Here is a 13,438-nt window from a genome sequence, read left to right on the forward strand (position 1 = left end):
ATCCACAGGCGGGGGTCCCCAAAATGTCCGGATTTCCGGCATTTTCGCGGACGAAATCCACACCCTGTGGAGTAGTTAGACACATTTAAACCCCAGCGTGTCGCGCGGAAGACGGCGTGTCGCACCTCCTCGGACCGGCCCGCAGACGTGGCGCCGGACACGATTAAGGGGCCCCGAAGCATGCTTCCGGACCCCTTCATGTGATTAAGGAAACGTGGCTACAGCTGCGCCTCACGGCGGTCCAGCACGATCTGCTGCACATCCAGGTAGCCTGACTGGAAACCGGCCCGGGAGTAGCAGAGGTAGAACAGCCACATCCGCTGGAAGACCTCATCGAATCCGAGTTCCCGCACCTCGCCGGCCCGCTCAATGAACCGTTCCTCCCAGAGCCGGAGCGTGGCCGCGTAGTGGTCGCCCATCCCCCGCCGTTCCCGGACCCGGAGCGTGGTGTGCTGCTCGGTGACACTTTCGATCGCCCGCACTGAAGGGAGGAAACCTCCCGGGAAGATGTACTTGTGCACCCAGGTGTAGGCATTCCGGGTGGCGAGCATCCGGTCGTGCGGCATCGTAATGGCCTGGATGGCCACCTTGCCGCCGGGCGCCAGCACCCTGTCGATGGTCTGGAAGTAGATGGCCCAGTACTCATAGCCCACCGCCTCGATCATCTCGACGGACACGACGGCGTCGTACTCGCCTTCCACGGCGCGGTAGTCCTGCAGCGCTACCGTGACCTGGTCCGAGTAACCCGCATCCTGAATCCGCTGCCGTGCCAGCGCCTGCTGCTCGCTGGACAGCGTGACCGTGTAGACGGTGGCACCGCGGGCAGCTGCGCGCAGGGCAAGCTCGCCCCAGCCCGTGCCGATCTCCAGCAGGCGCGTCCCTTCTCCCACTCCGGCCTTGTCCAGCAGCCTGTCGATCTTGGCCTGCTGCGCCGCCGCGATGGTCTCCCAGCCGACGTCCGGCAGCGGACCGGCGCCTGGCGGAAACAGCGCCGAGGAATAGCTCATGGTGGTGTCCAGGAAGGTGGCGAAGAGCTCGTTGGACAGGTCGTAGTGCCGCGAGATGTTGCCGCGCGTGTTCTGCTCCGTGTTGCGCTCCTGGCGCGGTGCGCGGGGCAGATACAGGCTGCGCAGCTTCTGCAGCGGCACAGGAATCAGCGTGTCCACCGAGGAGGCGAAGACCTCGAGCACGCCGGCCAGGTCGGACGCCTCCCAGTCCCCCGCCATGAACGACTCCCCCAGGCCGATCAGGCCGTTGCCGCCGATGCGGGCGTCGAAATGGTCGGGCCTGATCATCGTCATCACCGGGGACTTCGCGTCCCCGGCACCCAGCTGGGACCCGTCAGGGTATTCCACGCGCAGCGGCAGCCGCCGGGCGGCACCCCTGAACAGGGCACCTGCGGCTTTCCCCGCCAGGGCGGCTTTCGCCCCGGCAGGCGGATGCGCGACGCCGGGCCAGACGTCGGCGTCGATGGCGGCCGGAGCCGGCGGGATCCGGAGCGGACCGGCCGGGCTTCCCTGGTACGTCGGGTCTGTGAGAGTCATGCGACTGTCTCCTGTGGGGGGTGGTGGGGGCGGTTGACGACGGGCAGTCCACGGGCCCAAAGCTTGATTCCCTGCCAGTGGATCTGGGCGACCAGGCGCAGCGGCGCCAGCGGAACGTCGAGCGCCGCGGCGGCAATGCTGCGGGGCGTGGCCGCCGTGCGCACGCCGGTCATGGTGGCCGTGAATGGCTTCCGCCCGGACCGCTCGAGCACTACCGCGACGGCCAGCCGGCCACCGGGTTCCGGCAGAGTCATCCGGTAGCTGCCGTCCACTTCGTTGAAGGGCGACACATAGAATTCCTTGTCGGTGCTCGCACGTCCGGCATCATCTGTGGCCACCAGGTAGCAGTGCCGTTCCCCGTAGGTGTTGTGCACTTCGGCAATGACCGCGCGCAGGCTGCCGTCGGCACCGTGGCACCAGAACAGGCTGATGGGGTTGAAGACATGGCCAAGGACCCTGGCGTTCGCCAGCATGGTGACCTTGCCGCCGTCGGGCTCCAGCCCGTTGACGGCGAGAAAGCGATCCACGTTCGCCCGGATGCTGGCCTTGGGATCGCCCAGGTGGTCCTCCGCGTGAAAGGTTGCAATGGGCCGCAGCCACCATGGCAGGTGGGGCAGCTCATCGAGGTCCACAAACCAGCTGTAGCTGCGATAGGTGAAAGCGTTGGCCAGCGGGTCCCGCCGCACGTGCCGGATGCTGGTGCGGTAGATGGCCGCCGTCATGGCGCAAGCTCCGCCGGCTGCCCGGCGGCCATCATCCGGTGCCCGACGGCGGGGGCCTCCCACTCCCTGCCCAGCAGGGCGGCAGCCCGGACCCCCGACGCTGCCCCGTCCTCGTGGAACCCCCAGCCGTGGTACGCGCCGGCGAACGCCAGCCGGGAATCGCCGAGCTCCCCCAGCCGGGCCTGCGCGGCCACGGAATCCGGCGTGTACTGGGGGTGCTCATAGACGAGCTCCTGCAGCACTTTTCCCGGTTCGATGAGCTCGGATTCGCCCAGGCTGACGATGTAGCTGCCGCCGTCCTCGGGGCGGAGGCGCTGGAGACGGGTCAGGTCGTAGCTGACGAGCACGTGGCCCGGGCGCGCCCCGCAGGATGGCAGCCGGTAGTTCCAGGAAGCCCGGGCTGCCTCGCTGTGCGGCAGCACGGCGGGGTCGCGGTGGAACGTGATGTGGTTCACGGAGTACGGCATGGCGCCCAGCACACTGGTTTCGTCCGGCGTGGGATCCTCGATCATGGCCAGAGCCTCGCGCGGGTGGGCAGCGATGACGGCGGCGTCGAACTCCTCGGTGCCGTCCGCCGTCGTGATCCGGACCCCTGCGGCTGTGCGCCGCACGGCAATGACGGGACTGTTGAGGCGGACTTCCTGTATGCCGTCCACCACGCGGTCAACATAGCTCCGGGATCCCCCTTTTACCGTCTTCCACTGCGGGGAGCCCTTGATGCCGAGCATGCCGTGGTGGTCCAGGAAGGTGAAGAGATAGCGCGCAGGGTACGAGAGCGCGGTGGTCGGGTCGCAGGACCAGACGGCACTGACCACCGGAGCCATGAAATGGGCCGTGAAGTAGCCACTGAAGTTTTCCCGCTCCAAAAAGGATCCCAGGGTTTCCTCCGCGCCCGCCTCCGGACCTGCGGCCAGCAGTGCCCGTGCCCTGCGCCAGAACCTCAGGATTTCGGCCAGCATCCTCAGGTACCGGGGCCGCAGGAGGTTGGCAGGGCGGGCAAAGACGCCGGCGGCGCCCTTGGCTCCTGCGTATTCCAGGCCGCAGCCGTCGCACCGGATGCTCATGGTCATATCGGAGTCCTGGGTCTCGACGCCCAGCTCCCCGAAGAGCCTGATGAGGTTGGGGTAGGTGCGGTTGTTGTGGACGATGAATCCGGTGTCGACGGCCAGCGTCCCCGTCGCCTGCGGAATGTCATGCGTGTGGGCGTGGCCTCCGGCCCTGGCGTCCGCCTCGAACAGTGTCACGTGATCACGCCGGCTAAGAATGTGCGCGGCCGTCAGGCCCGCCACTCCGCTGCCGACGACGGCGACGCGCCGGTGCCCGTCTCCAGTCGCCGCTGGGCTCGATGACATTCCTTGCTCCTCTGCTGGACAGCTGCCGCTGCTTGAATACTCACGGGCTATTCGGAACAGGAGAGCGCACGGATGGGTGCTGCTGTTTTCGTGCGGCTGAGCAGCGGGAGTAATGTGGGCTGGTGGTCAATCCCGTACATCTCAGGACCCTGCTGGAAGTGACCAGGCTGGGGTCGTTTGCGGCCGCTGCGAGCCGGCTGGGCTACACCGCCTCCGCCGTGTCCCAGCAGATGTCAGCGCTGGAACGCGACACTGGCGTCCATCTGTTCCAGCGGTCGGCCCGGAGCGTGGTGCCCACTGATGCCGCAGTGGTGATGGCCCGCCATGCGGCCAAGGTCCTGACGGACATCGAGGCCCTGATGGCCGCCGCATCGAAGACCCAGGACGCCACAAGCCAGGAGCTGAGGCTGGGCATCTTCCCCAGCCTCGCCACCTACGTCCTGCCGAAGATTCTGAAGAACCCGGCCTGGAAAAACCTGGGCATCGACCTCCGGGTTTCCGTGGCCGAGCCGGCGCAGACCATCCAGGGGCTCCGCACCGGCGGAGACGTGGATGTGGCTCTGGTGTACCAGGTGGGCCAGTCAGGGCTCGCCTGGCCGCACACGATCAACCGGCAGTGGATCGGCGACGACAATTTCCGCGTGGTCCTGCCCAGCGGCTGGGGTTTCCGCACCGAGGCGAAGGTGGCAGCGGACCATCTTTCGGACATGCCCTGGATCATGCACCATCCCGGCACGAGCGATGCCACCGTGATCGAGCGGCTCTTTGCCAGCTGCAACCTCCATCCCCGCGTTGTGGCGTACAGCGACGACTTTCACGCCAGTCTGGAGATGGCCGCTGCGGGGCTGGGCGCCGCACTCGTACCCGAGCTTGCGTTGCTGCACCGGCCGTCCGGCGTCGTGGTGCTGGATGTGCCGGAGATCAGGCTGGCCCGCAACGTCTTTGCGCTGCTGATCAACGAGAAGAAGACCGCCCGCGTACAGCTCTTCGTGGACCTGCTGGCTGACACGCTCGGCAGTCTGGGGTCTTCAGATAAATAATCGCCGATGCTGGAATGAGCCGCTTTTCGGGTCTATGTTGAAGATATGACCAAGGTAGCGAGCCAGCACTTCGGAGTAATCGAGCTCAACCACGGCCGGGACCGTAACATCGCCACGGAACATGAGCTTGCCGGACAGCGCCTTGAGCTGGACCTGAACATCAACGCGCACGACCACTTCGATGAAGCAGCCATGCACAAGGTGGACTACCGGCTGCGCTACCTGCCCGAGCTCGTGGACGAGGTCCGCGAAATGATCGCTGAAGAGCTGGAGCAGGAAGGCACCAGCCCGCAGGAGTATCTCCGCTTCCACTGCAACGCCATCAAGGACGAGCACCTGCAGAAGGTCTTCGGCGTCCAGGACAAGAGCCAGCTGACGAACGCTGTGTTCCTGAAGGCCCTGAAGCTGGGCCATGTGGGCATCTACCCCGGCCAGCCCGAACGCTACTTCGTCATGGATTTCACCCTCGGCGAGCACTTCACCGACGAGGTGCTCGTGGCCTCCGCGGACGAAGACGGCGTCGTGGACGACGAAATCCTCTGGGAGTCGTGAGGATTCGACGGGTTCAACCACAGGAGCATTAAACGCCGACGGCGGGCGGTCACCCTGAGGTGACCGCCCGCCGTCGCGTCTCAAGCTCGATCAGCGGCTACATTCTTATTTTGCGCTTTCCAGCAGTTCTGCGCGAACTGTCTTGGTGGCCTCGACGAGGTTACGCAGGGACTCTTCGGTCTCGGTGTAGCCGCGGGTCTTCAGGCCGCAGTCCGGGTTGACCCAGAGCTGGCGGGACGGGACGTGCTTGACGGCGGTGCTGAGCAGCTCGGTGACTTCCTGCTCGCCCGGAACGCGCGGCGAGTGGATGTCGTAGACGCCCGGGCCAACGCCGCGGCCGAAGTTGTGGGACTCGAGGTCGTGGACAACCTCCATGCGGGAGCGGGCTGCCTCGATCGAGGTCACGTCGGCGTCCAGTCCGTCGATGGCGTCGATGATGGCGCCAAACTCGGAGTAGCACAGGTGCGTGTGGATCTGGGTTTCGTCAGCAACGCCGGCGGTGGACAGGCGGAAGGAGTTCACGGACCAGTCCAGGTATGCGGGCTGGTCCGCCTTGCGCAGCGGCAGGAGTTCGCGCAGTGCGGGCTCGTCCACCTGGATGATCTTGATGCCGGCAGCCTCGAGGTCGGCGATCTCGTCGCGCAGCGCCAGGGCGACCTGGTTGGCGGTCTCGCCCAGCGGCTGGTCGTCGCGGACGAAAGACCAGGCGAGGATGGTGACCGGGCCGGTGAGCATGCCCTTCATCGGCTTGTTGGTGAGGGACTGGGCGTACTTGGCCCAGTCCACCGTGATGGGGGCGCTGCGGGTGACGTCGCCCCAGAGGATGGAGGGACGGGTGCAGCGCGAGCCGTAGGACTGGACCCAGCCGTGGACGGTGACGTCGAAGCCTTCGAGGTTCTCCGCGAAGTACTGGACCATGTCGTTGCGCTCGGGTTCGCCGTGCACAAGGACGTCGAAGCCGAGCTCTTCCTGGAGCTCCACAACGCGCTTGATCTCGTCCTTCATGAGCTGCTCGTACTGCTCCGTGGTGAGGTCGCCCTTGTTGGCGCGGGCACGGGCGGTGCGGATCTCGGACGTCTGCGGGAACGAGCCGATGGTCGTGGTCGGCAGCGGCGGCAGGGCAAGGGCCGTCTCCTGGGCGGCTTCACGGACCGAGTACTCGGAGCGGTTGAAGTCGGCGGAGGTCAGGGCGGCGGTGCGGGCCCGGACGTCGGCGCGCTGCACACCCTCTGCGGCAGCGCGGGACGCGATGATCCCCGTGGCTTCGTCGATGGCCGGCTGCACGGCGGCGGCGTCGGTCAGCAGACCTGCCAGGGTGACGACCTCGACGGCCTTCTGGTCGGCAAATGCCAGCCAGCTGCGGAGCTGCTCGGACAGCTGGGTCTCTTCCTCGACGTCGTGCGGGACGTGCTGGGTGGAGGTGGAGGTGCTGATGGCCAGCTTGGCGACAGACTTCTGAAGTTCGGCGACCTTGTCCGCCGAAGCCTGCAGGTCGTTGCGCCAGATGTTGTGGCCGTCAACGACACCTGCAACGAGGGTCTTCCCGCCCAGGGCGGCCAATGCCGCGGCGGAGGGAACGGCACCCTTGAAGACGTCGATGTGCAGGGCGTCGATGTTGGTGGCGGCGAGGGTGCCGAGCTGGCCGTTCAGCGCGCCGTAGGGCGTGGAGACGAACAGCTGCGGGCGCTGGGCAACGGCCGAGAGCACCTCGTAGGAGCGGGCAACGGCTGCCTGGATCTCCTGGGCCGGGGTGTCCTGGTCAACCACCAGGGCGGGCTCGTCGAGCTGGACCCAGCTGGCGCCGGCAGCGGCCAGCTTCTCGAGCAGTGCGCTGTAGACCGGGAGGACGTCCTCAAGGCGGGACAGCGGGCTGAAGCCTGCCGGGGCGTCGTCGGAAGCCTTGCTCAGGAGGAGGAAGGTGACCGGGCCCACGATGTACGGGCGGGTCTCCACACCGTTGGCGAGGGCGTATTCGAATTCCTCAACGATCCGGTTGGAGGTCAGCGCGAAGTTGGTCTCCGGGCCGATCTCCGGTACGAGGTAGTGGTAGTTGGTGTCGAACCACTTCGTCATCTCCAGCGGCTGCTGTTCCTTGTTGCCGCGGGCCAGGGTGAAGTAGCCGTCGATGTCCAGCTGTCCCTCAGCGTTGAGGAGGTTGCCGAAACGGGCGGGAACGGCGCCGAGGTGGGCGGCGGCGTCGAGCACCTGGTCGTAGAAGGAGAAGGTACCGGGAACGGCGGCAGCCTCGGTCAGGCCCAGGCCCTGCAGGCGCTTCGCGGTGCCCAGCTGGATTTCCTTGGCGGCCGCGTCGAGGGCGGCGGCGTCGATCTTGCCGGCCCAGTAGGCTTCGACGGCCTTCTTCAGTTCGCGGCGGCGGCCGATGCGGGGGTAGCCCAGGATCGAGGCGGACGGGAACGCGGTGTTCTGTTCAGTCATGTGAGATTCCTTGAATGGTTGAGAAAGTGTGAGGGTCGTGGCTGCCTGCCGCGCAATGTCAGCTGGCGGTGTTGTCGGCTGGCTGTGTTGTCAGCTGGCGGTGTTGTCAGCTGGCGGTGTTGTCAGCTGGCGGTATTGTCAACTGGCCAGTTGACGACGGGCGAGCGCGTTGAGGCGGCTGGCGGAGCGTGTGGGCCTCGCAAGCGACAGCTTGTCGAGGACGTCCATCGCGCTCTGGTGTTCATTGAACGTGTACAGGTGGAGCCCGGGGGCTCCGGCATCCAGGGCGGCGTTGGCCAGATCCACGGTGGCGCTGACGCCGATGCGGAGCCGCTCGGCGTCGGAGTCCGCAGCGGCAAGCCGTTCGATGAGTTCCGGGGCGGGCTGAACGCCGGTGAGCTCGCCGAGGCGCTTCAGCCTCCGCAGGCTCGTGAGCGGCATAACGCCCGGAATGATCGGGATGGTGACGCCGGCGCGGCGCGCCCTCGTGATGAGGTCCGCGTACTGCTCGGTGCGGAAGAACACCTGGGTGATGGCGAAGTCCGCTCCGGAGCGCTGCTTGGCCAGCAGCACCTCGACGTCGTGCGCCTCGCTCGGGGATTCCGGATGCCGGGTGGGATACGCGGCCACGCCAACAGCCACCTTGCCGGCGCACAGCAGCGCGGAACGGCGCTGCTCAACGCGGCGGATGAGCTCGATCAGGTCCTGCGCGTAGCGGAGCGAACCGCTGACGGGCTCTCCCTGGTCCTTGGGCTGGTCGCCGCGGAGGGCGAGGATGCCGCGGACTCCGGCATCCAGGAGCTCCCCGATGATCTCGGCAAGTTCCGCCGGCGTGTTTCCCACGCAGGTCAGGTGGGCCAGCGGCCGGAGGGTGGTTTCCAGGACGAGCCGGTTGATGAGTTCGACGGCGGTGTCCCGGTTGGAGCCGCTGGCACCGTATGTGACGGAGACATAGTCGGGGTCAGTGGTCTCGAGCTCGCGGATGGTGGTCCAGAGTGTCTCTGCAGCCGCGGGAGAGCGCGGCGGGAAGAGCTCGTAGGAGAGCGCCACCGGGGCGGCGTCTGAAAGATTTGGATGTGTCTCAATAAGGCTGGGTGGTGACATTTGCGTCCTTGGCTATGGGCCATTGAAGGCGGAACTGCCGTGGCGTGGGCCCGTGCAGTGAGCGGTCAATGAATTGAGTTTGGGGAACACGGAAGCAACTTCGGCAGGGCGCAGCCGCGACTGTTACGCCTGAATAAAAGCTGTCCGTGAGCAAATGTCAGGCCCACATGGGGGCACCCACATCCTCCTTGGCGGCTGCCTGGCGGCATATCCGCAGCGGAGGATCGCTGACACGTTACCTCGGTAACTTGTATAGAACTCTAGGAGCCGTGCCGGGCACCGTTCAAGTCGGGCATCGAATTAAGACGCATTCTTACGCCTCCTTGACCGTCCGCCACAGAATTTTCTTCGCCGGCTGCCGCATAGGAGCCCTCCCTTTGGGGCGGGAACAGGTCTATTCTTTTGCCATGATCCAGCTACCAGCCAGCTACCAGGAATATCTTGCCGACAAGGACCCGAGCTTCGTTGACATGGTCCGGCCTGTCCTCTTGCAGTCCGCAGCGGACCAGCTCCACGGCGTCCGCGTGCTGTATGTCCCGCGAGGCCACCAGGCACACCTTGATGACACCATTCCCTACGGAACGATCGTCGAGGACATCGACTGACTCAACCCTCCAGCAGCAGCCGCTGCGCGCGGGGCGCAAGCGTGTGCTCCAGGACCAGGCAGGCAGCCCCCACGGCACCGACGTCCTCCCCCACCCCGGTTCCCACCACCTCGATGGCGTGGATGTTCCGGGCGTCGCTGTTTTCCCTGATCAGATCGGGGACTTGGTCCAGGTAGCGCTTGGACAGTGGAGCCCAGAACGGTCCGCCGAATACAACACGGTCAACGTCGAGCGTGTTGGCCACCACGGCCGCCGCCCGCGCCACCAGGACAGCTGATTTGTCGATGATGGCCGCTGCTGCCTCGTTTCCTGCGTCGGCAGCCTGGCACAGCAGGGCGAACCCTTCCTGCACGGCCGGTCCGTTGGACAGCGGGGCGGCCTCGTCCAGGACTCCGGCGGCATGGGCTTCAGCCACCAGGACCTTGGGAATGCACGATGACTTGACGCAACCCCGCAGGCCGCAGTCACAGAGAGGGCCGTCCGGATCAACGACAATATGGCCGATCTCGCCCGCGTTGCCCGATGAACCGCGCACAACCTCGTCGTTGAGCACGATGCCGCAGCCAATGCCGGTGCCCATGTACATGAACACGAAGCTCCCGGTACCGCTGGGGCCGCCTGCCCAGGTTTCCGCGACGGCGGCGCTGGTGACGTCTTTGTCCATGAGGACGGACATGCCCGTGGCGTCCGCCAGTGCGTCACGGAGCGGAACACGGTGCCAGCCGGTCAGCAGCGGAGGCTCCACCACGGTTCCGTTGTCATGGTCGATCGGTCCCGGCGCCGCAACGCCCAGACCGGCGATCTTGCCCTGGTCCACGCCGGAGGCCCGGATCAGCTGTTCAATCTCGTCGGCGATGGCGGCAATGACAGCGTCCGGGCCGCCGTCCGCGGGGGTTTTGATTTGCGAATGCTGGACCACCGCACCCACGAGGTCCAGCAGCACAAACGTTGCGACGGCGGGGTCCAGGTGCACGCCCACGGCGTACATCCCCGACGGGTTGAGGCGGAGAATCGTGCGGGGTTTTCCCGGCCCGCTCCCCTCCTTTCCCGCTTCGATGATGAGGTTCTGGTCCAGCAGGCGGCGGGAGATGTTTGAGATGGTCTGCGGGGACAGACCGACGATCTGCGCCAGTTCGACGCGGCTCAGGCCTCCGGACGAGCGCCGGATCGCATCCAGGATGACGGTCAGATTGAAGTCACCCATGCGGGGCAAGTTTGTTCCGCGCCTCGGTGAGGGCTGGCGGATCTCGGTCAAGGAATCCCCTAAGCATCGTCGGTGGGCCACTATCGATGTCTGAATCGTACGTTACCTGCCGGTATACGGGTATGTCCCACGCGCGAATGCGTGAGGCCCGTGGCCGGTGCCAACGGCGGGGCCTAGCCGGCCTGCCCCTTGACACTGAGAGCCACCGTGAATTTGGGATTTCGGCCCTTGATGCGGGTGGGGCCCACAAGCCGTTCGAGAGCCGGTACGTACCGCAGGTGGCTGTTGAAGACAGTCCAGAGCTCACCGCCCGGAGCCAGGACGCGGCCCGCGGCCTCGAACATTTTGATGCCGGCGCCCGCATGCACGCTCGCGCCGAGGTGGAAGGGCGGGTTCAGCAGGATGAGGTCGGCGGCGCCAGCCGGGAGGGAAGCCATGGCGTCCTCCTGCAGCACCGTAATCTGCCCGCCCAGGCCGTTCGCCCTTGCCGTGGCCGCTGCGGACGCTGCGGCGGACGCTGACTGGTCAGTGGCGATGACTGCCGACCCAGGGTGGGCCCGGGCGTACATGGCTGCCAGGACGCCGGTGCCGCAGCCCAGATCCACGGCGGTGGCGGCCTCGGGCATATCAGGGAGGAAGCGCAACAGGAAACGTGTTCCGATGTCCAGCTTAGTGCCGGCGAAAACGGCGCCGTGGGCACAGATGTCCAGATCGAGCTCGGTGTTGTGCTCCGTCACGGGATACGGCGGCGGTGGCTGCACGGCTCTGGCGCGCGAGGCCACGAGGACCCGGGATTTTTGGCGCGCCAGCTGCGGCTGGACGGATTCAAAGTACCGCCCCAGCACGGCGTTCATGCCCAAGGACATGTGCTTCACGCGGCCACCGGCCAGGACCACCGCCCCGGCAGACGCGTACCGCGCCACGGCGGCGCTGATTTCCTCGAGTTCGGCGAGGGTCTTGGGAAGCTGCAACAGGACGAGGTCCGCACCGGCCAAAAGCCCTTCCCCCAAGGGGAGCTGCTCAAAGCCGGCATCAATGCCGAGTGCTGCCGCATTGTTCCGAAGTGCCCGTTCGCCCGTGATGAGATCCTGGTGCACGCGGATCCGGGCCGGCACCCGGGGCGCAATCCCCGAGAGGAGGGCGAGCGTGAGGGCCCCGTAGCGGTCTCCGATGACGGCTACGTCGCTCTCCGGCGTCAGGAGTTCGGCGGCCGTGTCCAGCAGGAGCACGTCCGTGGCATCCCATGCCTGCAGGTTCACCGCCTCGACGTCGGGGTATCTCCGGAGCGTGCCCAGAACCTGCCCTAAACTGTTCTCCGTCACGTACCGCTGCCGCCTGTTCGTCGCTGCTTGCCTCCGCCCACCGGATACACAATGCAGACCCGATGGATAACGCAAAAGGGCCGCCCCATGGGACGACCCTTTCTTGTTCTTGGTGGAGCTGAGGGGACTCGAACCCCTGACCCCCTGCATGCCATGCAGGTGCGCTACCAGCTGCGCCACAGCCCCGAACTGTTGCCGCTGCCGGTCTTTGTGTTTCCCGGAAGCAACCTGAATAGCGTAATGCACAATCTCCCGGAAGCGAAATCGAGGAGCGCTGCCGCAGGCTGACGCTTCGCTCGGGCTCACGCCGCGACGGAATCTGGAGTCTTGATCCGAACATGCGGGAACACTTTAACGGCCTTGAGGTCGCCGCGGGAGCATTCAAGGAGCCGGGCAGCAGCGTCGCGGCTCTTTGTAGACCCAGGAGGACTGCGGTGGCCGACGATCAGGACCTGCCCCCGTTGGACGGCGCCGTGCTGCGGTCCCTGGCAGACGAGGCGGGACGTGCGGTGGCCCAAGCGTTTTTCGAGGAGTACCTGCAGCTGCTGCCTGTCCGCGCGGCCGCGATCCTGCGTGGCCTGGCAAGCGAAGAGCCTGCGTCGGCCGTGGAGCCGCTCGTGAGCCTGAGGGTGACGTCGGCCATGGCCGGGGGCTTGAGGCTCGAAGAATACTGCCAGAAGCTTGAGCAAGCGGTGAAGCGCGGACACAGGCCGGATCCGGTGGCCGTTAAGGCGGTCCTGTTCGCGAACATACGGCTGCTGGTGCGTGAGGCCACGCGGCAGGGCTACCTGCCCCACCAGCGTCCGGGAAGTCCGGAGCAGTAGGCGCCACCTGCTCCTGCCCTGCGCGCAGCCTCCGTAGTGAGCGGCAACAAAAAACCGCTGGAACCAGAGTAATCCCGGTTCCAGCGGTTGGTGGTGGAGCTGAGGGGACTCGAACCCCTGACCCCCTGCATGCCATGCAGGTGCGCTACCAGCTGCGCCACAGCCCCAATTTTCGCCGCTTCGATGCCTTCGGCTTTCGCCTGCTGGCCCGTCCTACTGTCCGGATCGATCTGTCCTGATCGCTCCGAAGCAACTCAAATATCTTAGAACAGCGTTTCCGAAAATTCCAAATCCGGCATATTCGGCGCTGTTCCGCCGCGGCTACTCGGAATCGGAGCCTGCGGCGGCCTTGGCCGAGGTGTCATCGCCGAGCTGCAAATCCACGACCGGGCAGTCCTTCCAAAGCCGCTCGAGGGCGTAGAAGACGCGGTCTTCCTCATGCTGTACGTGGATCACCACGTCGGAGTAGTCCAGCAGCACCCAGCGTCCCGCTGACCGTCCTTCGCGACGCACCGGACGGAGGTCCTGCTTGATGAGTTCTTCTTCGATCCCGTCAACGATGGCGTTGACCTGGCGTTCGCTGGGGGCCGAGGCGATGAGGAAGACGTCCGCCAAGGCCAGGCGTTCGCTGACATCGAGAGCCACGATGTCCTGGGCAATCTTGTCCGCCGCAGCCCTCGCTGCGTGTCGGGCTGTGGCGATGGATGAATCAGATGCAGTCACGGGACTCCTT

12 protein-coding genes and 2 tRNA genes are annotated in these 13,438 nt (G+C 66.1%); 4 read left to right on the plus strand and 10 right to left on the minus strand.

What is annotated here, in order from left to right; translation table 11 throughout:
• Positions 1–218: 218 nt before the first annotated feature.
• Genes AC6CH3_RS05690 through AC6CH3_RS05700 form a run of 3 tightly spaced genes read right to left on the minus strand, consistent with a single transcriptional unit; the run spans position 219 to position 3,618 of the window.
• The gene (locus AC6CH3_RS05690) at positions 219–1,544 is read right to left on the minus strand and encodes a class I SAM-dependent methyltransferase (protein WP_498131497.1); all 1,326 of its coding nucleotides are present in this window, start codon (positions 1,542–1,544) and stop codon (positions 219–221) included.
• The gene (locus AC6CH3_RS05695; RefSeq protein ID WP_498131498.1) at positions 1,541–2,266 is read right to left on the minus strand and encodes a DUF1365 domain-containing protein; all 726 of its coding nucleotides are present in this window, start codon (positions 2,264–2,266) and stop codon (positions 1,541–1,543) included. The genes AC6CH3_RS05690 and AC6CH3_RS05695 overlap by 4 nt, the downstream gene beginning before the upstream one ends.
• Positions 2,263–3,618 carry an NAD(P)/FAD-dependent oxidoreductase gene (locus AC6CH3_RS05700; RefSeq protein WP_498131499.1) on the minus strand — a complete coding sequence of 452 codons (1,356 nt, stop codon included), beginning with the start codon at positions 3,616–3,618 and terminating at the stop codon, positions 2,263–2,265. Before AC6CH3_RS05700 ends, AC6CH3_RS05695 begins: the two co-directional genes overlap by 4 nt.
• Before the next feature lie 122 nt (positions 3,619–3,740).
• Here AC6CH3_RS05700 and AC6CH3_RS05705 point away from each other — a divergent pair, with 122 nt between their 5' ends.
• Together AC6CH3_RS05705 and AC6CH3_RS05710 are read left to right on the plus strand one after the other, a co-directional pair.
• A complete protein-coding gene (locus AC6CH3_RS05705; RefSeq protein WP_498131500.1) occupies positions 3,741–4,658 on the plus strand; it encodes a LysR family transcriptional regulator in 918 nt (305 codons plus the stop codon).
• A gap of 45 nt (positions 4,659–4,703) precedes the next feature.
• Entirely contained in the window at positions 4,704–5,210 is a 507-nt protein-coding gene (locus AC6CH3_RS05710; protein WP_400575766.1) for a DUF2004 domain-containing protein, read from the plus strand.
• A gap of 105 nt (positions 5,211–5,315) precedes the next feature.
• Here the strand turns inward: AC6CH3_RS05710 and metE are convergent, their stop codons facing one another.
• Both metE and AC6CH3_RS05720 read right to left on the minus strand, forming a co-directional pair.
• Complete coding sequence (gene metE / locus AC6CH3_RS05715) at positions 5,316–7,646, minus strand: 5-methyltetrahydropteroyltriglutamate--homocysteine S-methyltransferase (protein ID WP_498131501.1); 2,331 nt, start codon at positions 7,644–7,646, stop codon at positions 5,316–5,318.
• 138 nt (positions 7,647–7,784) lie between these two features.
• The gene (locus AC6CH3_RS05720; protein ID WP_498131502.1) at positions 7,785–8,750 is read right to left on the minus strand and encodes a methylenetetrahydrofolate reductase; all 966 of its coding nucleotides are present in this window, start codon (positions 8,748–8,750) and stop codon (positions 7,785–7,787) included.
• 407 nt (positions 8,751–9,157) lie between these two features.
• Between AC6CH3_RS05720 and AC6CH3_RS05725 the strand changes: the two genes are divergently transcribed.
• Positions 9,158–9,355 (plus strand): hypothetical protein, encoded by a 198-nt coding sequence (locus AC6CH3_RS05725; protein ID WP_494034350.1) that lies wholly within the window; start codon positions 9,158–9,160, stop codon positions 9,353–9,355.
• Between the two features lies 1 nt (position 9,356).
• Here the strand turns inward: AC6CH3_RS05725 and AC6CH3_RS05730 are convergent, their stop codons facing one another.
• From AC6CH3_RS05730 to AC6CH3_RS05740, 3 genes are all read right to left on the minus strand, one after another.
• Positions 9,357–10,559, minus strand: coding sequence for an ROK family transcriptional regulator (locus AC6CH3_RS05730; protein ID WP_498131503.1), 1,203 nt, complete (start codon positions 10,557–10,559; stop codon positions 9,357–9,359).
• A 173-nt stretch (positions 10,560–10,732) separates the two neighbouring features.
• Positions 10,733–11,881, minus strand: a complete 1,149-nt coding sequence (locus AC6CH3_RS05735) for a class I SAM-dependent methyltransferase (RefSeq protein WP_498131504.1) — start codon at positions 11,879–11,881, stop codon at positions 10,733–10,735.
• A 110-nt stretch (positions 11,882–11,991) separates the two neighbouring features.
• Positions 11,992–12,067, minus strand: a tRNA-Ala gene (locus AC6CH3_RS05740).
• A 248-nt stretch (positions 12,068–12,315) separates the two neighbouring features.
• On the opposite strand from AC6CH3_RS05740, the gene AC6CH3_RS05745 reads away from it, so the two are divergent.
• Positions 12,316–12,705: a hypothetical protein gene (locus AC6CH3_RS05745; protein ID WP_498131505.1), complete on the plus strand. Its 390-nt coding sequence runs from the start codon at positions 12,316–12,318 to the stop codon at positions 12,703–12,705.
• 91 nt (positions 12,706–12,796) lie between these two features.
• Here the strand turns inward: AC6CH3_RS05745 and AC6CH3_RS05750 are convergent.
• Positions 12,797–12,872: transfer RNA gene (locus tag AC6CH3_RS05750), tRNA-Ala, on the minus strand.
• 154 nt (positions 12,873–13,026) lie between these two features.
• Positions 13,027–13,428 (minus strand): ribosome silencing factor, encoded by a 402-nt coding sequence (gene rsfS, locus AC6CH3_RS05755; RefSeq protein ID WP_205654029.1) that lies wholly within the window; start codon positions 13,426–13,428, stop codon positions 13,027–13,029.
• Positions 13,429–13,438 lie beyond the last annotated feature (10 nt).

It is taken from the genome of Arthrobacter sp. GQ119, from assembly GCF_059759125.1.